We start from the raw sequence: 24,603 nt of genomic DNA on the forward strand, positions 1-24,603 counted from the left end.
AACGATTTTCGCCCGGGACTACGCGCGCCCTGTGGACGACCGGCGTACCAGCTTGCGGGCGATCAGCGCCGCGACGCCGCCGAGCAGGAGCAGACCGACGACCAGCACGCCGATCGTGCTCCACAATCCGTCGTTCTCGGTCACGTAGGTGACGCGCTGAAACTCGTCGTCGGCAGCGGCCGGCGCGAAGGCGAAGTCGTCGGTGATCAGGCTCGGATCGTTGTAGGTCACCGAGTACGCGGTCAGGTAGTCGGCCGGCTTCGCGAGGGCCGTGTCCTCGACCCGGCCGGCGAAGAGCAGTTCGGGCTGCACCCCCGCCGCCGGCAGCTTGGTCGCGTCGACTCGATGCGCGGCGGCGACGAACACCGTCACGGTCTGCGGGGTGGTTGCGCCTTTGCTCAACCGCATCGGGTACACGATCCGGTCCGATGCGAACGTCAGCCGCAGCGGCGGCGTCGCCCCGCGCAGCAACTCGCCGGCCCGCTTCGGCGCGAGCTTCACGGCGACGATCTCCCACTTCTCGGTCAGGTACGGCGTCAGGTTCGTGGCCAGTGTCGCCGGTACGACGTACCCGTTGGTGTGCAGCCAGTCCGTCACCGCGGATCCGCTCGTCCCACCGAGCCGCGTGACCTGGAACGGGCCGAGCGCCATCTGCTGCCGGACGTCCACCCCGCCCCCGGGCGCCGACGCGCCCATCATCGGGCCACGGCTACCCATGATCCCGAGGTTCTTGAACGGCCAGTACGTCTTCCGGACCACTTCCTTCGGCCGGGTCATCCAGTCCAGCCGGGTGAACAGCCCGTCCGCACCGAGCTCGACCTTGGCCTCGGCGGGCACCGGCATGATCCAGGCCGCCTTCGTCGACGTGCCGTTGACCGCCATCGAGAGCGTGATCTGCTCGGTGCCGGCGTCGTACTGGACCAGCGCGTTCTCGCCGAAGGCGCGAGCTCGTGACGCGGAGTCGGGCAGATAACCGCCACAGGCACAGGCCCAGGCGGGCGTGATCCCGGCCGCGACGAACCCGACCGCCAGCACACCCGCGACAATCCGCCAAAGCTTCACCGGCGGAAGACTACCCAGACAACGGTGCCAGTCAGCTCAGCGTGAAGCCTGTGTGGAAGAAGTTGGTCGGGTCGTACTTCTTCTTGACCGCCTGCAGCTTGGGCAGGCTCGCGCCGTAGTAGGAGGCGACCGTGCGGCCGACCTCGAGGTAGTTGACGTAGCCGCCGGCCGAGTACGGCCGGACCGCCTTGTGACCGTTGTTGATGAAGGTCTGCGCGGCCCTGAGCTGGGCCGTGTTCGGGTGCGCGGGGGTGCCGGAGTACCACTGGACCACGCCGAGCGCCGTCCGCCACGGCCAGGCCGCGCCACCGGTCGGCTGCTTGGCCGCCTGCCCACCGAGCGGATCCAGGATCGCCGACGCGGGCGTCTTGGCCCGCGCTGCCGCCTTCACCGCGCCAATCAGCCCCGCGATCGCCGTCGAGTTCATCGGGCCCTTCAGTACGTCGGAAGCCGCGAGGAAGCCGGACCGTGGGCTCGTCGTGCCGCCACCGAGGTACTTGACGGCCTCCAGATGCGTCTTGACCGTGATCGACCGCACGGTCGCCTTGGACCCGACGAACGACTCCAGTTGCGCGGCCGCCGCCGACGCGCTGCCCGTGGTGGAGATGCCCAACACATGGATCGACAGGGTGCCGTTGCTCTTGGCATCGATGTGCAGGTTGCCCCAGGAGGTGACCGGCGCGGACTTGGCGAACTTCTGCCAGCCGGCAACCACGGCCGCGGCCTTCGACTCCGGCCAGGTCAGCCGGAAGAAGCCGAGCTTGCGCGCCGGGATCGTCGCGAACCGGAACGACGTGACGACGCCGAGGTTCCCGCCGCCGCCTCCCCGCAGCGCCCAGAACAGATCGGGCTCCACCGTCGCGCTGACGTTGTGCGGCTTCCCGTCCGCGGTGATCACGCCGATCGAGAGCAACCGGTCGCAGGTCAGGCCGTAGGCGCGGGTGTGAACACCCATCCCGCCACCGAGTGCGAGTCCGGCAACGCCGACGGTCGGGCAGGTCCCGGTCGGCAGAGATTGCCCGTACTTGTCGAGGAACGCATGCACGTCGTACAGCCGTGCGCCCGCGCCGACGGTCAGCACGCCCTTCGAGTAGCTCATGCCGCGCAGGGCGCCGACGTCGAGCATCATGCCCTTGCTGACCGTGGACGCACCGACGTAGGAGTGCCCGCCGCTCTTCGGCACCAGGACCAGCTTGTTCGCCTTGGCGAAGAGGATCGACCGCTGCACGTCGGTCGCGTTGGCCGCCCTGACGACGGCGGTCGGCAGGACGGTGTCCCAGCGCGGGTTGAAGAGCTGGTGGGTGGTGGCGTATCCACGGGTGGACTGGAGGAAGACCCGGCCCTTGAGCGACCGGGCGAAGCTGTTCCAGTTCGGGCCGGCCGCCGTGACGTCGGCCGAGGCGACGGTCGAACCGGAGCCTGCGCTCGCGCTGGCTTTCTTGGCGTCCGTGCAACTCGTCAACGCTCCTGCGGCAAGAACGCCGCCTGCTTTCAGTGCTGCCTTGAGTGTTGTCCGCCGGTCAAACTGACTCACGATCCCCGAGCTCCTCACGAGCGGCTGCCCTCATGGCCGCCAGAGGTGCCGGCGACCTACCTGTCATCATCTCCACCTGCAAAGTCGCCTGGTGCACGAGGAGATCAAGCCCGTTCAACAGCTCTGTACCGATCCTGTGCGCCGCGACGGCGAGCCGGGTCGGCCATGGGTGGTAGGCCACGTCGAACACCACCGGGGCGACGTTCGCGAAGTGGTCCGCCCATGGATCGATCGCTCCACCAGGCACTGTTGAGACGCACAGATCGAACCCTCCGGTTTGCTCGACCTGGGAAAAATCTGCAACCGAAGTCCGGAGTCCCAGTTCAGCGGCGAGATCGAGCAGCCGATCGACCTTCGACCGGTCCCGGACGACCACAGTCACCTCACTGACCTGCATACTGCGCAGCGCCGCGAGCGCCGAGGCGGCGGTCGCTCCACCGCCCAGCACGATGGCGGTGTCCGCGGCGGTGATGCCGTGCTCGGCGAAGGCGTTCACCAGCCCCGGCACGTCGGTGTTGTGCGCCGACCGGGTCCCGTCCGGCTCGAACAGCATGGTGTTGGCCGCGCCGATCAGCTCCGCGACGGGATCGACCGTGTCGACGAGGTCGAGCGCGACCCGCTTGAGCGGCATCGTGAGCGACAACCCACGGACGTCGTCGCCGAGGGAGGCGACGAAGCCGCGGAGTTCAGTCTCTTCGACCTCGAAAGCGTCGTACCGCCAGTCGAGGCCGAGAGCGGCGTACGCGGCCCGGTGCATCGCCGGTGACAACGAGTGCGCAATCGGCGAACCGAGCACGGCACATCGTGTCATCAGCACCGGCCCTTGTGGGCGGCGCACCAGGTCTGCAGCTTCTGCACGTTGGCCTGGTGCTCGGCCGACGTACTGGCGAAGGCGGTCTCGCCGGTGTCGAGGTTGACCAGGGTGAAGTACAGCCAGTCCCCTGCCGCCGGGTTGATCGCGGCCCGCAGCGTGTCCTTGGTCGGCGAGTTGATCGGCGTCGGCGGCAGGCCCTTGTACTTGTAGGTGTTGTACTTCGAGTCGTAGTTGCGCTGCTCGGGCGTCGTGAACACGCCACCGTCCTTGCCGACCACGTAGTGGACGGTCGAGTCCATCTGCAGCTTCATCCCGACCCGCAACCGGTTGTAGATCACCCGGGCGACCTTGGCGTAGTCCTGCGGCCGGTTCGTCTCGCCACCGATGATACTGGCCACGATGACGGCCTGATACGGGTCGAGCCCCTTACGCTGCGCGCTCTTCACCAGGTTCAGCTCGGCAGCGGTCTTGGCGTACTTCGCCGTCATCAGTTTCAGGATCGAGTACGCCGTCGCACCCTTCGGGATGTCGTACGTCCCCGGGTACAGGAAGCCTTCCGCGTTGTTGTTCGCGTACGGCGGCAACCCCAGCGCGGCGGGCTTGGCCAGTGCGGCCGCGGCGGCACCGGCCGGCAGCTTGAACTTCGACTTCTGCAGAGTGTCGCCGACCTCGTCCTTGGTCAGGCCGGCCCGGAAGCTGATCCGGGTGACCAGGATCGACTTGGCCGTGTCCAGCATCAGCGCGAGGGCGGCCTTGGCCGACATCTGCTTGTGCAGGGTGTAGGTGCCGGCCTGGAGCTGCAGCGATCGCGGATCGTCGCGGGCAACCCGCTCGAAGGCGCGGGCACTCTTCACCACGTCCTTCTTCTCGAGCGTGTCGGCGATCGCACTGACAGCCTGGCCCTTGCTGATCTCGACGACCACGGTGTCCTTGCCGTCACCGGTGTAGTCCGGCGCGGCGAAGATCTGCGAGATCGCGTCCTTGCCCTTGCCGAAGCCGACCACGGCGCCGGCCACCAGCGACCCGACGACCAGCAGCGAGATCAGGCCGGCGAAGCAGCCGAACGCCCGCCGGCCGCGCGCGCGGCGCCGGTTCGCGCGGCGCTCGACCCGGCTCTCCGGGCGCAGTCCCAGCCCGGTGCCGAGATCCTCACCCTCGTTCACATCTTCTTGCACCGATGGTCCGTTCACAGGGGCCTCCCGGGTGGGTTGCCGGTCTCTCGCTCGAGGTCGAGCGCGTGTTGCAGAATCACAACCGCGGCGGCCTGATCGACCACCGCGCGCCGCTTGGAACCCTTTTTCCCGCGTTCCCGCAGCATGCGTTCGGCGGTGACCGTGGTGAACCGTTCGTCCACCAACCGCACCGCGGCCCCCGAGTGGGCCTCCTGCACCTTCTGTCGCACCTGTTCCGCCGTCTCCCGGATCTTCACCGCAGCCGGCCCTTCGCCCCCGGACAGGGAACGAGGCAGCCCGACCACGATCTCCATCGCCTCCAGTTCGACGGCGAGTGCCGCGATCCTACCCAGATCACCAGGCCCACGGTGGATCGTCTCCACCGGGGTGGCCAGGATTCCGTGCGGATCGCTGCTCGCGACGCCGATCCGGGCGTCACCGATATCGAGTGCGATCCGCACGCCGCGTCTCATGTTTTCAGCCGGTGACGAGTTGGCCGACGGTGTGTTCCACCGCGGCCAGAGCCTCGTCGGCACCGCTCGCGTCCGTGCCGCCACCCTGGGCCACATCGTCCTTGCCGCCGCCGCGGCCACCCAGCTTCTCCGCCGCGACCCGAACCAGGTCGCCGGCCTTGAGCCGCCACTCGCGGGCGGTGTCGTTGAGTGCGATGACTACACCAGGCTTTCCGTCGGTCACGCTGAGCACGGCTACCACCGCCGGCTTGTCCGTGGCCATCCGGCCGCGCACGTCCAGCGCCAGCTTGCGCAGGTCCCCGCCGTTCACACCGTCCGGTGCGCGGTGACCCACGTACTGGACGCCGAAGACGTCGCGCGGGTTGGCAGCCAGTCCGGCCGCGGCCTCGAGCACCTGCGTGGCCCGCATCCGCTCGAGCTCCTTCTCCGCGGCGCGCAACCGCTCGGACAGGTCGGCGACCTTCGCGGGCAGCTCTTCCGGCCGGGTCTTCAGGTTCTCGCTGAGCAGGCGAACCAGCGCCCGCTCGCGGCCGAGGTAGTGCAACGCGTCCAGGCCGACGAAGGCCTCGATCCGCCGTACGCCCGCTCCGACCGACGACTCGCTCGTCACGGTCAGCGCGCCGACCTGCGACGAGTGCTTCACGTGCGTGCCACCACAGAGCTCACGGGACCACGGGCCGCCGATCTCGACCACGCGGACCTGCTCGTCGTACGTCTCGCCGAAGAGCGCCAGCGCACCCCACTCGCGGGCCGCCGGGAGCGTCATGTACTGCGCCGACACCGGGAGGTCCTGCCGTACGGCGAGGTTCGCGACCTCCTCGATCTCGGAGCGGGTCGCCTGGTCCAGCGCCGACGACCACGCGAAGTCGAGCCGCAGGTAGCCGGGCTTGTTGTACGAGCCGCTCTGCAACGCGTTCGGGCCGAGCACCTGACGCAGTGCCGCGTGCACGACGTGCGTGCCGGAGTGCGCCTGGCACGCGGAGACGCGCCACTCGTGGTCGACCTCGGCGTGCACGTCCTGGCCGGGCCGCAGCAGACCCTCGAGCACCTCGACCTTGTGCACGATCAGGCCCTTGACCGGGCGCTGTACGTCGAGAACCTTCAGCCGCACGCCGTCGGCCACGATCAGGCCCTCGTCGGCGATCTGGCCACCGGACTCGGCGTAGAACGGAGTCTTCTCCAGCACGACCTCGACGGTCTCGCCCTGCTCGGCCGCGTCGGCGACCACGCCGTCGCGCAGCAGTCCGCGGACCTGGGAGTCGGTGGAGAGCTCCTGGTAGCCGGTGAACTCGGTGACGCCCTTGTCCCGCAGCTCCCGGTACCCCGAGGTGTCCGCGTGACCGGCCTTCTTCGCGCGTGCGTCGGCCTTGGCCCGCTCGCGCTGCTCCTTCATCAACGACCGGAAGCCCTCGGTGTCGACGTTCAGACCCTGCTCGGCGGCCATCTCGACGGTCAGGTCGATCGGGAAGCCGTACGTGTCGTGCAACTGGAACGCCTTCGTGCCGTCCAGCTGATGCGCGCCGCCGGCCTTGGTCTCGCGCACGGCGACGTCGAAGATGCTCGTGCCGGCCGTGAGGGTCCGCCGGAACGCCTCCTCCTCGGCGTACGCGACCTGGCTGATCCGGCCGAAGTCGGCCTCCAGCTCGGGGTAGGACTTCTTCATCTGCTCGAGGCTGGTCGGCAGCAGCTCGACCAGGCTCGGGTCCTCGTAGCCGAGCAGGCGCATCGAGCGGATCGCCCGGCGGAGCAGGCGACGCAGGACGTAACCGCCCTGCTCGTTGCCCGGGGTGACGCCGTCGCCGATCAGCATCAGCGCGCTGCGGACGTGGTCCGCGACGACGCGGAACCGCACGTCGTCGACGTGCTCGGCGCCGTACTTGCGGCCGCTGAGCTCGGACGCCTTCTCGATCACCGGGAAGATCTCGTCGATCTCGTACATGTTGTCGACGCCCTGCAGCAGGAACGCGACCCGCTCCAGGCCGAGACCGGTGTCGATGTTCTTCTTCGGCAGCTCGCCGATGATCTCGTAGCCGTCCTTGCCGCCGCCCTCGCCGCGGATGTTCTGCATGAAGACGAGGTTCCAGAACTCCAGGTAGCGGTCGCCCGCCTCCCAGTCCCGGTCCTCGCCGAACTCCGGGCCGCGGTCGATCAGGATCTCCGAGCAGGGGCCGCACGGACCCGGGATGCCCATCGACCAGAAGTTGTCCTTCATGCCGAGGCGGACGATCCGGTCGTCGGGCAGACCCGCGACCCGCTTCCAGATGTCGATCGCCTCGTCGTCGTCGTAGTACACCGACGCGTACAGGACCGACTCGTCGAAGCCGTAGCCGCCCTCGTTCTGGGGCTTGGTGACCAGCTCCCAGGCGTACTCGATCGCCTTCTCCTTGAAGTAGTCGCCGAAGGAGAAGTTGCCGTTCATCTGGAAGAAGGTGCCGTGCCGGGTGGTCTTGCCGACCTCTTCGATGTCGAGCGTCCGCACGCACTTCTGCACGCTGGTCGCCCGCTTGTACGGCGGGGTCTGCTGGCCGACGAAGTACGGGACGAACTGGGCCATGCCGGCGACGTTGAACAGCAGGTTCGGGTCCGGCGACGGCAACGGCGCACTCGGCACCACGGTGTGGCCCCGGTCCTCGAAGAACTGCAGGAACCGCCGCCTGATCTCACTGGTTTCCATGGTGTTACCGGTCGTCCTCACGTTCGTTCGTCTCAATGCCCAAGGCGTCGCGAAGCTCTACCTCGCGCTCCTCCATGCCCTCGCGGACCTGGTCGCCGAAGTGCCGCACGGCCGCGGCCAGCTTGGCCGCCGACTCCTGCAGGCTCTCCGGGGCGAGCACCTGAGCACGCTTCTTCAGCCGGGTGACGGCGTACACGCCGACGGCGATCCCGACAATCAGCCAGATGATCCGCTTCACCGCTTCCGCGCCTTCCGCTCGGCCTTCATCTCTTCCCTGACCCGACGGCTCACGTCGCGCCGCTGGCTCTCACCCAGGGCACGGCGAACGCCGTACGTGAACGCGGCCGCCTTCACCAGCGGGCCGCCGGCGGTGGCCGAGAACAACGACACCAGCGCGGCCGCGTTGGTCGTCACGGTGGTCGCGTTGTCGGTGATGGTGTCCACCTTCGCCAACTGCGCGTTGGTGGTCGCCACGGTGTTCGTCACCTCGCCGAGCAGCGGGACGCTGGAGTCGGAGACGCCCTTCACCATGATCCGCGTCTCCTCGAGGACCTTGCCCAGCTTGAGGATCGGATAGGCCAGCAGGCCCACCAGAATGAGCAGCGCGCAGGCTGCTATCAGCCCCGCGACCTGACCGACGCTCATGGAAACGATCCACCTTCCGTTACGACCCCGCTGTGACCTCGCGACCTTATCGCGCGCCCAAACCACACTCCGCTCCAGGACACCATCCCCCACATCACAGTCCCCCACCAAACCACCCGCCACCTACAGTTGCGCTCGTGGCAATCGAGTACTGGCTCCAACTGAACACCTCCACGACCCCGGCCGCCGTCGGGCAGGTCCTGGTCCCGCCGTTGGTTCAGATCGACTGGGACAACACCGAGGTGTTCGCCTACAAGGGTGAGAGCGGGCTGTCGGTCACGGTTCGTGCCGACGGCGAGGCGGATCTCGTCCTGGAAGAGCCGGACGTATCCGTCGGCTTCCGCCTGGACAAGTTCGCCGACTTCCCAGCCCAGTACGACGAGCTGGTGCGAGTCGTCGTACGGCTGCTCACGGCGGAGAGCGGCGACGCGGTCCTGCAGCAGGACTACGAGCGCATCTTGCTGCTCCGCCGGGCAGACTCGCTGACGATCAGCGAGGACTTCTGGACTCCTGAGCTGCTGCCGTGGAAGTTCACCCAGCGGCGCATGCCGTATCCGGAGGGCTAGCGGTCGCGGAGGATTTTGCGGATGTTGGCGACTCGGTCGGCGTAGGCCGCTTCGCCGCCGTGGCGGGTGGGTTTGTAGTAGTCGGTGCGGTCGACGACGTCCGGTGCGTACTGCTGCGGGACGATGCCGCGGGGATCGTTGTGGGAGTACTCGTACGAGGCGCCGTGGCCGATCTTCTTCGCGCCGGCGTAGTGGGCGTCGCGCAGATGTGGTGGCACCGGGCCGACCTTGCCGGCCTTCACGTCCGCGATCGCCGAGTCGATCGCCATGATTACGGCGTTGGACTTCGGTGCCAGGGCGAGCGCGACGACGGCCTGGGCGAGGTTGATCCGCGCCTCCGGCATACCGATCAACTGCACGGCCTCGGCCGCTGCGATCGCGACGCCAAGCGCGGTCGGGTCGCCCATCCCAATGTCCTCGCTGGCGGAGATCACCAGCCGGCGCGCGATGAAGCGCGGATCCTCACCGGCCTCGACCATCCGGGCCAGGTAATGCATGGCCGCGTCCACATCCGAGCCTCGGATCGACTTGATCATCGCCGAGGTCACGTCGTAGTGCTGGTCGCCGGCCCGGTCGTAGCGCACGGCGGCCCGGTCGACCGCTGTCTCCAGCGTCTTCAGGTCGATGACCTTGGCGTCCTTCGCCCGCGCACCCCCGGCCGCGGCCTCCAGATAGGTCAAGGCGCGCCGGGCATCTCCCCCGGCCATCCGCAGCAGATGCCGGCGTGAATCCTCCGCCAGCTCGAACTCGCCGTTCAGCCCGCGCTCGTCGGTCAAGGCCCGATCCAGCAGTACGGCGATGTCGTCGTCGGTCAGCGATTCCAGCGTGAGCAGGAGACTGCGAGACAGGAGCGGGGAGATGACGGAGAAGAACGGGTTCTCGGTGGTCGCGGCGACAAGCGTGACCCAACGGTTCTCCACGCCTGGCAGCAGGGCGTCCTGCTGGGCCTTCGTGAAGCGGTGGACCTCGTCGATGAACAGCACGGTCTCCGCCGCACCGGTCCCCCGGACCAGATCCCGGCGGGCAGCCTCGATCACCTGTCGTACGTCTTTCACCCCGGCGGTGACGGCCGACAGCTCCACGAACTTCCGGTTCGTCTGGTGCGAGACCACCGCCGCGATGGTCGTCTTGCCAGTACCCGGCGGGCCCCACAACAGCAGGGACATCGGCTGATCGCCCTCGACCAGCCGCCGCAGCGGCGAACCAGGCGCCAGCAGATGGTGCTGACCGACCAGCTCGTCCAAACTCCGCGGCCGCATCCGGACAGCCAACGGAGCCGCCGTGTGGTCCACGTCGGCCAAACTCCCCCCACCCCGAGCAGGCACAGCCGCCCCAGGCAGGTCGAACAACCCATCACTCACCCCGAAAGCCTATCCACCCCCACCGACACCCCAACCCCCTCGGCCTCCTACCGCTCCGGCCCGGAGCGTGGGGAGCGCGCCCTGTTGATGGCCCTGACATCCACCGGCCGGAGCGGACCGACTGTGTCGAGGGTGCTGGTCAGCCCGGGACGTACGCCCCGCAAAGCTGTCCGAGCCGAGTCCAGCTCATGGCGCGCGAACTTGCGCTCGCTCCATAGCCGCCACGACTCGTAGAACACATAGGCGGCGGCGGGTGCCTTAGCGGCCGCCTCGAGCAAGTACGGCAGATTAGCCGCGTTGACTCCGTAGTTGGACATCATAAAGAGCGCGTTGAGCGCCGCCTGCCGCCCCGCAGCGTCACCCAGATTCGGGATCGGTACCGCCTGGGCAGCATGTAGTCGTTGTTGTTTGGCAATGAGCTCCTGGCCCCGTCCGACCAGCTCATTGGCGGTATCCCGAACTCGCTTACTCATCGTGACTTGGGCGGGAACGGCGAGCACGTCCGCGAGCACCGAGGCGTTCGCCAACCGAGTCAGGGACTCTTTGAGCCATCTGTCGTTGTCCTCCGGCACGCGGACGTTGCCGTCGTGCAGGGACTCGAAGTCTCCGCGGAGCTGCTCGATCTCTGTCGTCAGACTCACCCGGTCGTCGACGCGGGCGCGCAAACGCGCCTCGTCGACCGCGTCCTGCATCCTCAGACCGGACTCCTGCTGACTGCCGGTGGCGAGCGAACCCGCGGCGGCAAGGATGCGCTGGGCGTCGGTGGGGTCGGGGCCGAAGTCCACCTCGTCCATCATGAGCTCCGTCCACCAACGGGCCAGCCGTCTGGCGGACTGCTGCGGCTGCTCCCGGTTGCCGGCGGAAAAGGACCTTTCGTACCGATCCAGCGCCAGCACAGCCTCGATGGCGAAGAAATCCATCACCTGCCTGATGGCCGCAAGCTCTCCAGTCTTAGGCGTACGACGTGGTTCGGGTGCCATCGGGTCAGTCCATCGCTTCGACGTTGGCGATGGCTTGGGCTCTGCGGCGGAGGCGGTCGAACTGTTCGGCCAGGTCTCCGTCGGCGAGGATGTAGTCGGCGCCCTCAGGTGAGTGGGCGGGCACGTACCACCACTGGCCGTCGTACAAGGTGGGTCCCACCTCGGTCTCGGCGAGCAGGCGTTCGGCCGCGCCGGCCTGCACAAGGTCGCCCAGGACAGCTGCCGACATCACACCGTCGCTCATGCCAATCGACTGTATGCCCCCGGCAGCTCACCGGTTCACTTCTTCGGCTTGTCGTCCTCGTCGTCCTTGGTGTCCGCGTCGTCCTTGGTGTTCGCCGCCCCGAGCTCCTCGGACAGCTCGTCCTCGGCCGGGGTTTCGCGGAGTTCCTCGGGGACGTCACCGTCGGCGTCGCGGAGCTCCTCGGGGAGGTCGTCCGCGTCGAACTCCTCGGGCAGGATCTCCTCGGATTCGCCGAGCGCCTCGGGCTTGATCGCGTTCCGCAGCCGGCCGAGGATCCGGTCGGCCTCGGTACCGAACGGGTTGTCGTTGACCAGGTAGGTCCAGGTCGCGGTCGGCCGCGGGATCCCGCTGGCCTCCTCGTCCAGACCGTCCGCGGTGATCTCCGCGTCCTGGAAGGTCTCGGCGGCTTCCTTCCACGCGTCCTCGACGAGCGTGTCGAACGACGCGATCGCCGACTTGTTGAACTCGTCGATCGGCTTCATGTGCACGATGCCGCCGGCCAGCGAGCGCAGGTGGATGCCTTCGCGGAGATCGGCCAGGTATGCCAGGTGGTCGGTCCAGCGCCGGTCGAGCTGCCCCAGCGCGATCCGGCGGGCCGCGGCCTTCACGATGTCCTCGCCGAGCTCTTCGACGAGTTCGTCGTACCGCTCCTTGGCACGCTCGGACAGCTCGGTCGCGGCCAGGTCCTCGGTCAGCACCTTCTCGCGGGTGTCGAGCAGGATCGCTCGCTGCTGCCCGGTGAGCCGGTTGTACTGCCAGGTGGTGCGGTGCAGCTCGGCGTTCGCGCCGTCGGCGACGCGCTGGGCGTGCTCGAGCATGCCGATCGACTTACGGTCGGTGAGCCGACCGTGCTCGTCGGGATGCGGTCGCAGGCCGGACGAAACGGAGTACCGCGTCACGAGTTCGTCGGCGAGGCTGGCGAAGAACAGCGTGCCGCCCGGGTCGCCCTGGCGGCCGGCCCGACCACGCAGCTGATCGTCGAGCCGGCGGGACGCGTGCAGGCCGGTGCCGATCACGTACAGGCCGCCGAGCTCGATGGCCTTGTCCTTGTCGTGCGTCTCGTCCTTGCCGCCGAGGCGGATGTCGGTACCGCGGCCGGCCATCTGCGTCGACACCGTCACGGTGCCCGGTACGCCGGCCTCCGCGATGATCGCGGCTTCCTCGGCATCGTTTTTCGCGTTCAGGACCACATGCGGGATCTCGGCCGCCTCGAGCCGGTCGCTCAGCTGCTCGGACTCCTCGACACTGTGCGTGCCGATCAGGATCGGGCGGCCGGTCTCGTGCACGTCGGAGATGTGCTCCACCAGTGCGTCGTTCTTCTGGTCGACCGTCAGGTACAGCCGGTCCTCGGCGTCCTTGCGGATGTTCGGCTTGTTCGGTGGTACGACGGCGACCTCGACGTCGTAGAACTCCTGCAGCGACTCCCCGACGACGACCGCGGTGCCGGTCATGCCGCAGAGGGTCTTGTACCGCTTGATCAGCGCCTGGACGGTGATGCTGTCGAGCACCTCACCGGAGTCGCTGACCGGCACGGCTTCCTTCGCCTCGACGGCGGCCTGCAGACCGTCGGGCCAGCGCTGCAGCTTCGCGACGCGGCCGCGGTTGTTGTTGATCAGGCTGACCTTGCCGTCACGGACCAGATAGTCGACGTCCCGGCGCAACAGAACCTCGGCGTGCAGCGCGACATTGATCTGCGTCAACCGATCAAGGTTCTCGTCGTCGTACAAGTTGACACTCGGCAGAGCAGGCTCAACCTCAACCTCGTCCTCCGCCTCGTCCTCCGCCTCGTCCTCAGCTTCAGACTCAACGTCAGCTTCTTCTGCTTCTGCTTCTACTTCAGCTTCTGCTGTGGCTTCTTCAGCTGCTGCGGCAGCGGTTACGGCGGCGCGTTCGCCCAGGGCTTTTTCGACCTTGTCCGTGCCTTCGTCCGTCAGCGCGACCGTCCGGCCGTCGCCGTCGATCTCGTAGTCGACCCCGGCCCGCAGCGTGCGGACGATCTGGACGACGTCGTCGTCCAGCGCCTCGGTGCGGGTCGCGCCGGCCAGGATCATCGGCACCCGCGCCTCGTCGATCAGCACCGAGTCGGCCTCGTCCACCAGCGCCACGTCCGGCTCGACCGTCACCCGGTCGGCCACGTCGGTGACGAGCCGGTCCCGCAGTACGTCGAACCCGATCTCGTTGACCGGGACATAACAGACCTCTGCCTGGTACGCCGTACGCCGTTCCTCCGGCGTGGACGCCTGCCCGACGTGCGAGACCTTGACACCGAGGAGCTCGTAGAACGGGCCCATCCACTCGGCGTCGCGCTTGGCGAGGTAGTCGTTCACTGCGAGCACGTGGACCTTGCGGCCACCGATCGCGTACCCGGCGGCGGCGATCGCACCGGCCAGGGTCTTGCCCTCACCGGTCGCCATCTCGACGATCCGGCCCTGCAGCATCGCCAGCGAACCGACGACCTGGCCGTCGAACGCCCGCTCGCCGATCGCGCGCTTGCCCGCGTCCCGGGCCAGTGCGAGGAACTCGATCTGCTCGTCCTCGTGCAGCCCACCCGTGGTGCGCAGCTCGGTGACAGCCTCGGTGAGCTCTTCGTCGGACAGGGACAGGACCGATTCCTCCGCCTCGCCGACCAGCTGGGTGAGCCGCTCGTACGGGCCGAGATCGATCGAGCCGGGGCGCTGCAGCAGCCGGCGGAAGCGGGACGCGATTTTCAGGGCCATGATGCAGGCAACGTACAGCCTCGGCCGGTCGTTCCGCTCGTCAGGTCCCAGCGTGTTCCGGGGTCCACTCGTACGGGGTCGTCGTGGTCACGCCGTACAGGCCGAGTTTCTGCAGAATCGGGCGCGAGTCCTCCGACGCGTCGACCCGGAGGAACTCGTACCCGCGCTCCTTGGCCAGCCGGGCGCGATGCGTGAGCAGTGCGCTGTAGAGCCCCTTCCGGCGCCACTCCGGCAGCGTGCCGCCTCCCCACAGGCTGGCGAACCCGGTCCCGGGGTGGAACCTGATCCAGGCCGCGGAGACCGCCGGCCCGTCGGGTCCCTTGAGTGCATCCTCGACCAGGAACACCGACAACCGGTCCGGGAACATCCGGGCCTCGGCCGCCAGCCGCTCCTCGATCCGTTCCGTCCCGCTGTTCCACAGGGTGTCGGTCAGTACGCCGATCCGGTGGTAGTCGGCCGGTCCGTCGACCTCGCGCAACACGACCTTCGACGTCAACGCCGACGGCCGCTCCAGGATCCGGTCCACCTCGCCGAGGATCAGCGTCTCGGGGTCCTGCTTGCTGAACCCTTTACGCACCAGACGCTCCCCGAGGTCGGCCGGTTCGTCGTACGCATAGGTCTTCCATTCGAACGGGATCCCACGCTCCCGGAAGAACTCCAGCTGCGCGTCGATCACCGCATCCGGATCGTCGCCGAGCCCCCGTGGCGTTTCGATGAACCCGGCGCCGTCGGGGCCTTCGACGTACGAGCGATGCACCAGGCCGTCATGCCCCTGCTTCCAACCGGGGATCGCGTCGGAGTCAGGCAGACGGATCCGCCGGTGGAACACGTCCAGGAGCTCGTCGGGAGTCATCTCCGCAGTAAACCTGCGGACATGACTAAGCGTCCAACCAATTGGTCCTCTACAGCACCCGCAGGCGGCCGCACCGCGGAGGTGTCAAGCGGAATGTCTAGTTTCCAAGTAGTGATATGGCACTTTGTCACGCCCTGTCGCCTGTCACCATCCAGGCGTGACGACCTTACGCAAACCTCTTGCCCTGGCAGCGATTTCCGCGCTCGCCCTGTCCACGCTGGTATCCAGCCCCGCTGCAGGTACCACGACCCAGACCGACGTCGCGCTCGAGTGGTACGACGTCACCGCTGACACGATCGCCGCGGCCGGAGCACCGACCCAGGTGACCAACAACCGCACTTGGGCGATCGGTTGGCTCGCCGCCAGTCGCGCGCTGCTACGGTCACCCGCCGGCGCAGCGCCGTACCAAGAAGCAGCCCTGGCCAGTGCAGTCCACCAGACCTTGCTGACACTCGTACCGGCCCGCAAGACCGAACTGGACCGGGCGCTGACCACCACTCTGGCCCGCATCCCCGACGGCGCCGCCGAGACCGCCGGTGTCGCGGCAGGACGTCAGCAGGCACAGGAGGTGCTGGCGTCGCGTGCCAACGACGGGTTGGACCCTGACTCGGTCAACGCACCATTCACCCCGCGGTCCACCGATCCTGGCATCTGGCGGCCGACTCCGCCGAGCTACAGTCCAGCGGCGCAGTACGGGAACAGGCTGGCGAAGCCGTTCCTGCTCACGAGCGCTGCCGAGTTCCGGCCGGGTCCGCCGCCCGCAGTGGGCTCTCCGCGGTACAACCGGGACCTGGCCGAGGTACGTGCGGACGGCGCCCTCAACAGCACCACTCGTACGCAAGCCCAGACCGACACGGCCACCTTCTGGTACGGCTCGTCGTACGTGCTGTACACGGCACCACTGCGGGTGGCCCTCGCTCAGGCGGCGCACCGGCCCCTCGTCGAGAGAGCCAAGCTGGTCGCGCTGTTCCATGTGGCGTCGGTAGACACGCAGATCGCGACGTCCGACACCAAGTACGCGTACGAGCGCTGGCGTCCCGTGACCGCGCTGCGCGCGACCGTCGATCCGGACTGGACGCCACTGCACGTCACTCCAGCGCACCCGGACTACCCCAGCGGCCACAACACGTACGCCGGCTCAGCCGAGCAAGTGCTGACCACATTGGTCGGCGCACGCACCACACAGCCCTACACGATCGGCAGTCCGACCGCGCCGGGCGTGACGCGCACCTACACCACCTGGCACCAGCTCACGCTCGAGAACGTGGACGCACGTGTCTGGTCCGGCATTCACACCCGTACGGCGGACACGGCAGGAGTGATCCTCGGCCGGCAGGTCGCGGCCAACGCACTGCAGAACGCCTACAAACTCTTCCGGTGACCCACGCTCCGGTGGGCGGGTGGCGGACCGCCCGCCGGAGCGTGCCTGCTACAGCGTCCGGTTGAGGAGGTCGTAGAAACTGTTCGCGAGGATCAGCTCGTACGGATCGCCGAGCAGTGCACCGAGTTCGGCCATGTCGGACGGCGCCCACGACCAGGCGCCGATCAGTCCGGAGATGAACAACGGCTTGGTCCCGTCCCAGCCGGCGATCCGCTGGTCCAGCGCGGCCTTGAACTCGACGGCCTTGCCGGGTGCACCCCAACCACCGGTGATCGGCACACCGCTTTGGCGTACGGCGAAGGTGTCGCCGTCCCACGTCTGCATGATCCCCTTGGTCGGCGTGTAATCGGCGTACCCCTTGGCGATCTCCTTCGAGAGCAGGACCCAGGTGTTGTCCTGCCGGCCGCTGTACGCGTACACGATGTCCAGGCCGGTGCGGCGCATGAAGGAGCCGGACATCTTCAGGTACTGCGTGAGCTCGGCGGGCGTCCACGAGGCCGGATAGGTGTAGCCGGCTCCGGACGGGCCGCAGACCAGGAGGTCGTTGGCGGTCGCGGTGCGCTGGAAGTAGCTGTAGATGTTCGGACCCGCCTCGGCCAGCAGCGGGTCGATCGTCCAGTTGGTGGGGACTTCGCCGCGCTTCGGGTCGTCCCAGATCTCGCGGAGCCGGCGCTGGCAGTACTGGATGTTGTCGCCCTCGCCGAAGGTCAGCGTCAGGTAGACCTTGTTCTTCGGCTTGTTGATCCGGCGGACCGGGCGCGGCTTGCCGGAGATCGGTGCTGCGGTGCCGGCGTGGACCGTGCCGTTCATGTAGAAGTCGGCCGCGACGACCGGCGAGCCACCCTTCGATGCGAGGTCGACACCGTCCCATTCGCCGGAGACGTCGTTCGCGAACCAGCCCATGTACGGCGCCAGTGTCGGCCACTTCGCGAAGTGCTCGATGAGCAGGTCGCCCGTTGCGCCACCGGGCGGTAGCCAGCTCACCAGGGCTTTGGTGGCTACCACGTAGTCGCGGAAGTACGGGAACGGCTCGATGCGCGTGGGTGACGTGTCGGTGGCGCTGACCAGGTACTGGTTCCACATCTCCACTGTGACGACGAGAGACGTCGTACCCGCTGGTGGTTCGAAGCGGTAGATCCAGTAGTTGCCGCCGTCGGCGAACCGATTGGCCTCACCACCGATCGACGAATGCGAGCCGTCGAACAGGTACGGCGCTTCTTCTGGCGTGTTCGGCTCGAAGCGGGCGAACTCGGCGCCGTTCGCCGTCACGACCACATGGCGCACGGACGCGCCCCAGCCGTCGTCGGCGAACGAGTCGGCGAACCGGACGTACACGGCCTCCTTGCCGAGCTTGGCCGAGACGTCCAGGTTGTAGGTGCCACGGTTCGACGAGTCACGGATCTGCTGCGTCTCGCGGGCGATCTCCTGCCAGACCACGCCTTCGACGTCGACAACGCGAGTCGGCGGGAGGCCGGCCAGCAGTTGCTTGGTGACCCGCGGGAACAGGTTGTCGAGCTGCCACCGGTACGTCTTGACCCGGTCGTCGTCGAACATCCCGCGCAGATCCTTGACGATCTTCAGGCCGTGCGCCTTCGCCTGATCCGCGTCCGCGACGACCGCGTTCTCCAACCCTGCAAGGGTTGTCGCGACGTTGAGCGAGTCGGGGACAGCGGGGTCGTGGACGATCGCGCCACGGATGTGCTTGCGGTACTTCGCGACCAGGTCGAGCGGGTTCTTGTACGACTTGGTCGGCAGGCGCATGTCGTTCAGCCACTTGGCGTCCGGCACGCTCTCGGTGCCGGTGTCGTAGATGAAGTACAACTCCGGCTCTTTACGGTTGACGATGCCTTGCAACGTTGTCAGCAGGGTCTGGTCTCCCCCGCTGAGTTTGCTGACGTCGCCGTAATCCAGGTGCTTCGGGCGGTTGAACACCGGCAGCAGCCGGGCGGGGCTGCCGGACGTCGATAAGTCTGCAGCCAGTGCCGTGGAAGCGAAGGGCTGAAGCACCCCGAACCCGCCCGCCGTCACCGCACCACCACCCGCCAGGAACGCTCGTCTCGAGACCATCGTGACCCACTCCCTGAGGTTGACATCGATGTCAAATCTGGCCGGACAGTAGCAACGCCAAGACGGTGTGTACAGATCTCGTTACAACGTTGGCCCAGAAACCTGGAATCGTTTCCGTCCGCGCGTGCTCCGCGCGGCTCGACGGCCTCGAGGCGTCAAAGCCCTACGGGTGGGCGGCCCAGAACGACTCGAGCTCGTCGTTCAGCGGCTTGCCCGCCTGCATGGGCAGCGAGTGCGTCGTCTTCGGCCACACTGTGACCTGCACGTCCGGGATCAGCTTCGCCTTGTCGGCCGCGCCGCCGCCCGCCAGCGACTTGTCGCTGGCCAATGCCACGTAGACCGGCATCGGCAACGCCTTCAGCTCGGCGTCGGTCAACGGCGTCGGCGTGGGCAGGCTTCCCGCCGAGTAGTGCTCGGCACCCGCCGCGATCATCCGGGCGATCGGGTCGTTCGGATCGACCTCGTCGTCCTCGACCCCGCCGATCTTGTTCAGCGCGTGATCACGCCACGACTTCGGGATCCCCGGAAGGGAGCCGAGCGCGGCCCAGCCGAAGGCCCAGGCCGGGACCCTTCCCAGCGTCATGATCGGCTCCAGCAGGGTGAGGCTGGCGAGACGTTCGGGATACCGCACGGCCACGGCCGCCGCGAGCCCGCCGCCTTGCGAGTGCCCGACCAGGTGCACCTTGTCGAGCTTCAGCGCTATCAGCGCCTCGTCAACCCAACGCGCGTTGTCGTCCATGCCGCGCAATGGGATCGTCTGCTGCGACAGCCCGCTGTCGCCGATCGCGTCGAACGCGTACACCGTGCGATGCGCGGCGAAGTCGGGCAGATTGACACCCCACATCGGCACTCCGCTGGACCGACCGGGCAGCAGCACGACCGGTACGTCGTCGACCGCGTTGTCGTTGACCCAGACGTAGGTGCGCACCGTCCCGAACGTCGTCGTGACGTCGCGCGTGGCCGTGGGCGCGGGCATCGTCTTCATCGCCACGTCGTAGGCCGAGACATAGGCCGTACGCCCCTCAGGAGTGCGGAAGTACCCGAGCTTGGGTCCGCTCATGAACACCATCGCCACCAATCCGCTCGTGGACAGCACCGCGACGACGACCAGAAGAACGATGGGCCAACGACGCCGCTTCGTCCTCTTCTTCGGTTCGGGCGGCGCGTCCTTCGTCTCGGCCGGCGGAGTGTCCGTGATCATGTCTGGCATCCCGTCGACGACTTCTTTGCAATACGGTCATATTTCCTCAGGTTACAGTATGACCGTACCGGATAGGCTCACATCATGCCCAAAATCGTTGATCACGAGCTGCGCCGATCCGAGATCGTCCGCGCGCTGTGGCAGGTGATCGCCTTGCACGGCATCGAAGGGGTCAGCCTGCGCGTGGTCGCGCAGGCTGCGGGCGTGTCGATCGGCCGGATCCAGCACTACTTCGACAGCCGGGAGACGCTCGTGCTGGCCGGTCTCGAACGGCTTGTCGCGCTGGCCGTCGCCGCGTACGACAACACGGCGGACGCCCCCGCGCGCGACCGGCTGCTGCACGTGCTGGTCCAGCAGGTGCCGCGCACCGAGCTGGGGCGGATGGGAGTGGCGGTCTGGTACGCGTACCTCGCCGCCGCGATCACCGACCCCCGGATCCGCGAGGTCCTCGCCGAGGCGCTGCGCGTGGGCGAGGCCGAGTGCGCCGCGCACGTACGGGCGATGCGCGGCATCAGCGAGGCGGACGCCGTTGTCGCCGCGCGACGGTTGCTCGCCCTCTCCGACGGCCTCACCCTGCGGGTGCTGGTGGGCGGACTCGACGCCGACCACGCGATCGCCGTCCTGCACGCCGAAGTGGACGCCATCCGATAGCAACGGGTCACCAGCTTGCTGATGGCGATGAGAGGTTAGTCCAATAACGGTGCCGAAGAGATAGCTGTCAAAGGCCAGAACGAAGAAGGTCGGCGCCCGTGCGTCGATGGGCTGCACCTGTGGCGACCGTGGTCATCAGGTCAGGTAGGAGATCTTCCATTTCTGCTCGTCGCCGTTGCCGCAGGTCCAGTGGATCAGCCCAACGCCGTCGCCAGTCTGTGCGCCGGGGACGGCCAGGCAATCTTTGGTCTTGGCACTCCAGAGCCGTTTGCTGCCGGTGTCGTAGTAGTTCCAGCCCTGGTCGGAGAACCAGGTGCAGGTGTCCTGCATCACCGGTGCACCGTTGCCGCCACGCGATGTCAGGCACTGTTTGGTCTTCACGTTCTGGAAGTAGTACCAGCCGTAGTCCCGGTCGTGAATGACGTCCCACATTTTCTCTGGGCTGTACGGTTCATTCGGATTGCCCGGGTTGAACGGCCCACACGGCCACTGGACAAGCTGCGTCAGGGGTTTCGTCGTTGCATGTGGCACCGCGATGCATTTGTCACTGTTCACGTTCCGAATGAGCACTCTCTTCCCGGGCTCCAACGCCCGGGGGGCCGGCGCCGCAGTAGCCCTGCCAGTGGTAGCGGTAGTGGCAGCAGTGGCAGTCGTGGTCGCTCCGGCCGCCGCGAGGCAGGCAACGGCAGCCGTGAATCCGGCCATGAATTTCACAACACGCATCGTTCGCTGTTCCTCTCCAGGATCAATCGGAGCAACAGCAGACCGTACCGCTGATTACCGCGTCAACGAGCCAGAATTTATCCGCAACAACCTGCGATCCATGCAACAAACCAGGGGCCATCCCGCGTCTAAATGATCCGCCGCGACCCGACGACACGAAGCGTGATCCCATCGACACAATCGGCCACGTTGTGCACCCACCAACCATCCAGAGCGCGCCAGGATGGTTGGTGGGTGCCCAAAGAGCTGCGCCGTGACCACGGTTCCGCGAGTGCGGACGCTGACCGATCGTCACCCGCGTGCGACGCAGGAGCACGCAGTACGCCGGCAGGAAGGATACCGGCGATGAGCCGGGAGGCGGGTGGGTAGCGCGCGGAGCTGTCGCGGTGAGGAGCGTCGCGACGAACGGAGCGGCCGCGAAGCACGCGGAGGTGGACCACGCTCCCCCGCATTCACGGTCGGTCGTTTTACAGTGATTCGGTGAGTACGCGGGAATGGGTGCCGGTTGAGCAGCGGTGGTTCGGGCTGGATCGGCGGACGTTCAGGGCTGGGTTCACGGCGCTTGGGATCGCTCTTGTGCTGATCTACGGGTGGCAAGGGCTGAACGCTGCGATTCCATGGCACAACGAGATTCGGGCTGGGCAGGTGCTCGATCTCGGCGGTGGTGCGACCGCGGTGCCGCCGGTGGGATGGCAGCTGGAGCAAGGGACGCTCGTCGGTGGCGCTGGGGCCGCCGCGACGAGTCTGGAGGTGCTGCTGGCACAGGGCGGCGCGACGATCGAGCTGGTCGGTACGACGTACGACGGCAGCGCGGCCGCGTTCCTCGATCAAGTGCATAGGTCTCAAGGCAGTCCGCCAGGCGTCACCGCTGCACAGGGCACGCTGACGACTGACTCCGGACTGGTCGGTGTGGTGGAGAGCGGGAGTGGGCCGAGCGGCGATGGCGTGGACGTCGCGTTCAAGATGGCGACGGGTTCGGCTGTCGACACTGCCCCGGCGCTCCTGGTCCGGATCCGTACGGCGGCCGGCCAGTTCGAGCGTTATCAGGAACAGGTCAGCACGATGTTGCGCAGCATCACCCCGGGGGTGACGCGATGACCGCCGTACCGCAGGAGAAGGCCGCACAGCTCGACGCGATCGAGGAGTCCGGCTGGGGTCAGCCGTACCGGTTCCTCCAGCCGCACAACGTCGCGTTCTGGGTCTATGTCGTGGGCGTCGGCGCTGGTGCGGTCACCATGCTGCGAGTGTTCGGGCCTGGAGCGCAGTTCTACACACCGGCGCTCGCGGGAGGCGTCGTACTGTTCGGCCTCTACCTGATCCCCTGGCTGCTGCTCCTGCGCCACCACAACCGCTTCACTGCCCAGCCGGCCGGTCTGCTGGCGACGGGCTTCGTCTGGGGTGGCGTCGCCGCGACGTTCTGGATCGCGCTGCCGGCCAACGCGGCCCTGCTGGCGATCTGGGCCAAGGTCGGCGGGACTGACTTCGCGCAGGACTGGGGGGCCGGCCTGACCGCGCCGATCAACGAGGAGTTCGCCAAGGGCATCGGACTCGTGCTGCTGATCGGCTTGGCGCCGAGGCTGGTGCGGAGCGCGTACGACGGCTTCATCATCGGCGCGTTCATCGGTCTGGGCTTCCAGGTCTTCGAAGACATCCTGTACGTGTACAACGGCGCCACCCAGCAGTACGGCGTCGACCAGCTCGGCTCGTCGCTCCGCGTCTTCATCGTCCGCGGCGCCGCCGGGATCGTGTCGCACGCTCTGTTCAGCGCGATCTTTTGCGCCGGCCTGATGTGGGCGCTCGGCCGCACCCGCGGCGAGCGCAACGTCGTACGCGGCGTCCTGACCATGCTGATGGCGATGCTCTTCCACTTCGCCTGGGACGACATGAGCGGCCTGAGCAATGGTGGCGTCTGGGCCGGCATCCTCCCGTTCCTGATCGCCGCGGTAGAACTCGCCGCGCTCTTCTACGTACTCCGCCACGCCGCCCGCCACGAACGCACCTGGATCCGCGAACTCCTCACCCCCGAGCTCGCGACCGGCGCCGTGGATCCACCACTGCTGGACGCCGTCAGCGGTCTGGGCAGGGACCGGAAGAAGTACCGCAAACACCTTCACAGCCGCCGGAAAGCCAACCACCTCCTCGAAGCCGCCAGCGACCTCGCCCAAGAGATCGCCCGCGCCAACGGCGCCGACTCCCCCGGCGTAACCCACACCCGAGCCGAACTACTCCGCCTCCACACCAAGCCGTAAACCACCGGGATCGTTGGAGAGTTCGGCCAGCTCAAGGGACTCCGGCCGACAGGCTGATCGCTGATGGTGTGCGAGTGCGGCGTGGTGATCGACGCCGTCGGCATCGCGCGGGCTGACGTGCACGGTGACGGCGTCGAGCTGAGGCAGCTCGTGCAGGAGCCGATGATGTACGTCGTTGGCGATGGCATGCGCCTGGATCAGGCTCAGGCCGGGGTCCGCGACGATGCTGACTTCGCCGCGGATCCGGTGGCCGGACCACCGGAGCCGGAGCTCTTCGATACTTTCGACGCCGGTGGTGGCATGGATGGTGTGTTCGGCAGCATCGACGAGCACGGGGTCGACGGCGTCCATGAGACGCCGGTAGATGTCGGTCGCCGCGCCTTTGAGGACGACGAGAATCGCGACCGTGATCACCAGGCCGACGAGCGGATCGGCGAGCGGGAACCCGATCAGCGCGCCGATCCCGCCGAGTACGACGGCGAGCGAGGTGTACCCGTCCGTGCGGGCGTGTAGCCCGTCGGCGACCAGTGCTGCGGAGCCGATGCGGCGACCGACTCGGATGCGGTAGACGGCGACCAGCTCGTTGCCCGCGAATCCGACGATCCCGGCCGCGATCAGCAGGCCGACGTGCTCGAGCGGGCGTGGGTCGAGCAGACGCCGTACGGACTCATATCCCGCGATGACAGCCGACAGGGCGATCATCGCCACGATGAAGACACCGGCCAGATCCTCGGCACGGCCGAACCCGTAGGTGTAGCGGCGGCTTGCGGGGCGCCGGGCGAGGGCGAACGCGATCCACAGCGGGACTGCGGTCAGAGCGTCGGAGAAGTTGTGGATGGTGTCGGCGAGCAGGGCCACCGAGCCGGTGAACACAACAAGCAACGCCTGTACGACGGCCGCTGCGCCGAGACCGGCCAGGCTGATCCTGACCGCGCGAATCCCTTCCGCGCTCGACTCCAAGACCGAATCCACCGAGTCGGCGGCGTCGTGGCTGTGCAGCCTGAACACCGACCGCATCCGGCCGCCGAGTCCCCCGGCCTGCGCATGCCCGTGCCCGTGTCCGTGCCTGTGTCCATGGCCGTGCTCGTGGTCGGTCGCGTTCATGCTTGCTCCGTTCGCTCGCGTCTCGCGTCTCGCGCCTCGCGCCGAGGCGCCGGTGCCGCCTCCGCGTCCCCATCATCCTATCTGCGCACATATGCAGCTATGCAAGCAAGCAGGTAGTTGTAAGGTCAGAGG

Annotated in this window: 22 protein-coding genes; 5 read left to right on the forward strand and 17 right to left on the reverse strand. The window is 67.7% G+C overall.

The genetic code is table 11. The features are described 5' to 3' along the window. Positions 1–18: 18 nt before the first annotated feature. Genes ACWF4Z_RS29440 through ACWF4Z_RS29475 form a run of 8 tightly spaced genes read right to left on the reverse strand, consistent with a single transcriptional unit; the run spans position 19 to position 8,374 of the window. Positions 19–1,062 carry a DUF2330 domain-containing protein gene (locus tag ACWF4Z_RS29440; protein WP_452246407.1) on the reverse strand — a complete coding sequence of 348 codons (1,044 nt, stop codon included), beginning with the start codon at positions 1,060–1,062 and terminating at the stop codon, positions 19–21. 31 nt (positions 1,063–1,093) lie between these two features. Then, positions 1,094–2,596 (reverse strand): FAD-binding protein, encoded by a 1,503-nt coding sequence (locus tag ACWF4Z_RS29445; protein ID WP_452246408.1) that lies wholly within the window; start codon positions 2,594–2,596, stop codon positions 1,094–1,096. Next, positions 2,583–3,407 carry a shikimate dehydrogenase gene (locus tag ACWF4Z_RS29450; RefSeq protein ID WP_452246409.1) on the reverse strand — a complete coding sequence of 275 codons (825 nt, stop codon included), beginning with the start codon at positions 3,405–3,407 and terminating at the stop codon, positions 2,583–2,585. The genes ACWF4Z_RS29445 and ACWF4Z_RS29450 overlap by 14 nt, the downstream gene beginning before the upstream one ends. Further along, positions 3,407–4,585: an endolytic transglycosylase MltG gene (gene mltG, locus ACWF4Z_RS29455; protein WP_452246410.1), complete on the reverse strand. Its 1,179-nt coding sequence runs from the start codon at positions 4,583–4,585 to the stop codon at positions 3,407–3,409. Before mltG ends, ACWF4Z_RS29450 begins: the two co-directional genes overlap by 1 nt. Positions 4,586–4,596: 11 nt before the next feature. Then, positions 4,597–5,055, reverse strand: coding sequence for a Holliday junction resolvase RuvX (ruvX, locus tag ACWF4Z_RS29460; protein ID WP_452246411.1), 459 nt, complete (start codon positions 5,053–5,055; stop codon positions 4,597–4,599). A 4-nt stretch (positions 5,056–5,059) separates the two neighbouring features. After that, entirely contained in the window at positions 5,060–7,729 is a 2,670-nt protein-coding gene (gene alaS / locus ACWF4Z_RS29465) for an alanine--tRNA ligase (protein ID WP_452246412.1), read from the reverse strand. A 4-nt stretch (positions 7,730–7,733) separates the two neighbouring features. Beyond that, on the reverse strand, positions 7,734–7,967 hold the full coding sequence (locus ACWF4Z_RS29470) for a DUF6167 family protein (RefSeq protein ID WP_452246413.1): 234 nt from the start codon (positions 7,965–7,967) through the stop codon (positions 7,734–7,736). Continuing rightward, the gene (locus ACWF4Z_RS29475; RefSeq protein ID WP_452246414.1) at positions 7,964–8,374 is read right to left on the reverse strand and encodes a DUF948 domain-containing protein; all 411 of its coding nucleotides are present in this window, start codon (positions 8,372–8,374) and stop codon (positions 7,964–7,966) included. The genes ACWF4Z_RS29470 and ACWF4Z_RS29475 overlap by 4 nt, the downstream gene beginning before the upstream one ends. A gap of 137 nt (positions 8,375–8,511) precedes the next feature. On the opposite strand from ACWF4Z_RS29475, the gene ACWF4Z_RS29480 reads away from it, so the two are divergent. Then, positions 8,512–8,940 (forward strand): SitI3 family protein, encoded by a 429-nt coding sequence (locus ACWF4Z_RS29480; protein WP_452246415.1) that lies wholly within the window; start codon positions 8,512–8,514, stop codon positions 8,938–8,940. Here ACWF4Z_RS29480 and ACWF4Z_RS29485 read toward each other — a convergent pair. Genes ACWF4Z_RS29485 through ACWF4Z_RS29505 form a run of 5 tightly spaced genes read right to left on the reverse strand, consistent with a single transcriptional unit; the run spans position 8,937 to position 15,095 of the window. Then, a complete protein-coding gene (locus tag ACWF4Z_RS29485; RefSeq protein ID WP_452246416.1) occupies positions 8,937–10,301 on the reverse strand; it encodes a replication-associated recombination protein A in 1,365 nt (454 codons plus the stop codon). The genes ACWF4Z_RS29480 and ACWF4Z_RS29485 overlap by 4 nt on opposite strands. A gap of 47 nt (positions 10,302–10,348) precedes the next feature. Further along, positions 10,349–11,281, reverse strand: a complete 933-nt coding sequence (locus tag ACWF4Z_RS29490) for a hypothetical protein (protein ID WP_452246417.1) — start codon at positions 11,279–11,281, stop codon at positions 10,349–10,351. A gap of 4 nt (positions 11,282–11,285) precedes the next feature. Further along, positions 11,286–11,525, reverse strand: a complete 240-nt coding sequence (locus tag ACWF4Z_RS29495; protein ID WP_452246418.1) for a hypothetical protein — start codon at positions 11,523–11,525, stop codon at positions 11,286–11,288. 35 nt (positions 11,526–11,560) lie between these two features. Next, positions 11,561–14,242 (reverse strand): preprotein translocase subunit SecA, encoded by a 2,682-nt coding sequence (locus ACWF4Z_RS29500; RefSeq protein WP_452246419.1) that lies wholly within the window; start codon positions 14,240–14,242, stop codon positions 11,561–11,563. Between the two features lie 40 nt (positions 14,243–14,282). Beyond that, entirely contained in the window at positions 14,283–15,095 is an 813-nt protein-coding gene (locus ACWF4Z_RS29505; protein ID WP_452246420.1) for a GNAT family N-acetyltransferase, read from the reverse strand. A gap of 157 nt (positions 15,096–15,252) precedes the next feature. Between ACWF4Z_RS29505 and ACWF4Z_RS29510 the strand changes: the two genes are divergently transcribed. Beyond that, positions 15,253–16,476, forward strand: coding sequence for a vanadium-dependent haloperoxidase (locus tag ACWF4Z_RS29510; RefSeq protein WP_452246421.1), 1,224 nt, complete (start codon positions 15,253–15,255; stop codon positions 16,474–16,476). 48 nt (positions 16,477–16,524) lie between these two features. Here the strand turns inward: ACWF4Z_RS29510 and ACWF4Z_RS29515 are convergent, their stop codons facing one another. Then, a complete protein-coding gene (locus tag ACWF4Z_RS29515; RefSeq protein WP_452246422.1) occupies positions 16,525–18,543 on the reverse strand; it encodes a GxGYxYP domain-containing protein in 2,019 nt (672 codons plus the stop codon). 163 nt (positions 18,544–18,706) lie between these two features. Beyond that, positions 18,707–19,744 (reverse strand): alpha/beta fold hydrolase, encoded by a 1,038-nt coding sequence (locus tag ACWF4Z_RS29520; RefSeq protein WP_452246423.1) that lies wholly within the window; start codon positions 19,742–19,744, stop codon positions 18,707–18,709. Positions 19,745–19,828: 84 nt separating this feature from the next. Between ACWF4Z_RS29520 and ACWF4Z_RS29525 the strand changes: the two genes are divergently transcribed. Beyond that, entirely contained in the window at positions 19,829–20,395 is a 567-nt protein-coding gene (locus tag ACWF4Z_RS29525; RefSeq protein ID WP_452246424.1) for a TetR/AcrR family transcriptional regulator, read from the forward strand. 135 nt (positions 20,396–20,530) lie between these two features. On the opposite strand, the gene ACWF4Z_RS29530 is transcribed toward ACWF4Z_RS29525, so the two are convergent. After that, complete coding sequence (locus tag ACWF4Z_RS29530; protein WP_452246425.1) at positions 20,531–21,118, reverse strand: RICIN domain-containing protein; 588 nt, start codon at positions 21,116–21,118, stop codon at positions 20,531–20,533. A 480-nt stretch (positions 21,119–21,598) separates the two neighbouring features. Between ACWF4Z_RS29530 and ACWF4Z_RS29535 the strand changes: the two genes are divergently transcribed. Both ACWF4Z_RS29535 and ACWF4Z_RS29540 read left to right on the forward strand, forming a co-directional pair. Next, complete coding sequence (locus tag ACWF4Z_RS29535) at positions 21,599–22,216, forward strand: hypothetical protein (RefSeq protein WP_452246426.1); 618 nt, start codon at positions 21,599–21,601, stop codon at positions 22,214–22,216. After that, positions 22,213–23,367: a PrsW family intramembrane metalloprotease gene (locus tag ACWF4Z_RS29540; RefSeq protein ID WP_452246427.1), complete on the forward strand. Its 1,155-nt coding sequence runs from the start codon at positions 22,213–22,215 to the stop codon at positions 23,365–23,367. Before ACWF4Z_RS29535 ends, ACWF4Z_RS29540 begins: the two co-directional genes overlap by 4 nt. On the opposite strand, the gene ACWF4Z_RS29545 is transcribed toward ACWF4Z_RS29540, so the two are convergent. Continuing rightward, a complete protein-coding gene (locus tag ACWF4Z_RS29545; RefSeq protein ID WP_452246428.1) occupies positions 23,341–24,471 on the reverse strand; it encodes a cation diffusion facilitator family transporter in 1,131 nt (376 codons plus the stop codon). The genes ACWF4Z_RS29540 and ACWF4Z_RS29545 overlap by 27 nt on opposite strands. Positions 24,472–24,603: the final 132 nt, after the last annotated feature.

This window comes from Kribbella sp. NPDC055071 (assembly GCF_053608045.1).

What these genes read in the sequence shown, in the direction of transcription:
- ACWF4Z_RS29450 (WP_452246409.1), bottom strand. Translation starts at nt 3,407, where the DNA reads ATGACACGATGTGCCGTGCTCGGTTCGCCGATTGCGCACTCGTTGTCA.
- ruvX (WP_452246411.1), bottom strand. Translation starts at nt 5,055, where the DNA reads ATGAGACGCGGCGTGCGGATCGCACTCGATATCGGTGACGCCCGGATC.
- alaS (WP_452246412.1), bottom strand. Translation starts at nt 7,729, where the DNA reads ATGGAAACCAGTGAGATCAGGCGGCGGTTCCTGCAGTTCTTCGAGGAC.
- ACWF4Z_RS29475 (WP_452246414.1), bottom strand. Translation starts at nt 8,374, where the DNA reads ATGAGCGTCGGTCAGGTCGCGGGGCTGATAGCAGCCTGCGCGCTGCTC.
- ACWF4Z_RS29490 (WP_452246417.1), bottom strand. Translation starts at nt 11,281, where the DNA reads ATGGCACCCGAACCACGTCGTACGCCTAAGACTGGAGAGCTTGCGGCC.
- ACWF4Z_RS29495 (WP_452246418.1), bottom strand. Translation starts at nt 11,525, where the DNA reads ATGAGCGACGGTGTGATGTCGGCAGCTGTCCTGGGCGACCTTGTGCAG.
- ACWF4Z_RS29500 (WP_452246419.1), bottom strand. Translation starts at nt 14,242, where the DNA reads ATGGCCCTGAAAATCGCGTCCCGCTTCCGCCGGCTGCTGCAGCGCCCC.
- ACWF4Z_RS29505 (WP_452246420.1), bottom strand. Translation starts at nt 15,095, where the DNA reads ATGACTCCCGACGAGCTCCTGGACGTGTTCCACCGGCGGATCCGTCTG.
- ACWF4Z_RS29515 (WP_452246422.1), bottom strand. Translation starts at nt 18,543, where the DNA reads ATGGTCTCGAGACGAGCGTTCCTGGCGGGTGGTGGTGCGGTGACGGCG.
- ACWF4Z_RS29520 (WP_452246423.1), bottom strand. Translation starts at nt 19,744, where the DNA reads ATGATCACGGACACTCCGCCGGCCGAGACGAAGGACGCGCCGCCCGAA.
- ACWF4Z_RS29525 (WP_452246424.1), top strand. Translation starts at nt 19,829, where the DNA reads ATGCCCAAAATCGTTGATCACGAGCTGCGCCGATCCGAGATCGTCCGC.
- ACWF4Z_RS29530 (WP_452246425.1), bottom strand. Translation starts at nt 21,118, where the DNA reads ATGCGTGTTGTGAAATTCATGGCCGGATTCACGGCTGCCGTTGCCTGC.
- ACWF4Z_RS29540 (WP_452246427.1), top strand. Translation starts at nt 22,213, where the DNA reads ATGACCGCCGTACCGCAGGAGAAGGCCGCACAGCTCGACGCGATCGAG.
- ACWF4Z_RS29545 (WP_452246428.1), bottom strand. Translation starts at nt 24,471, where the DNA reads ATGAACGCGACCGACCACGAGCACGGCCATGGACACAGGCACGGACAC.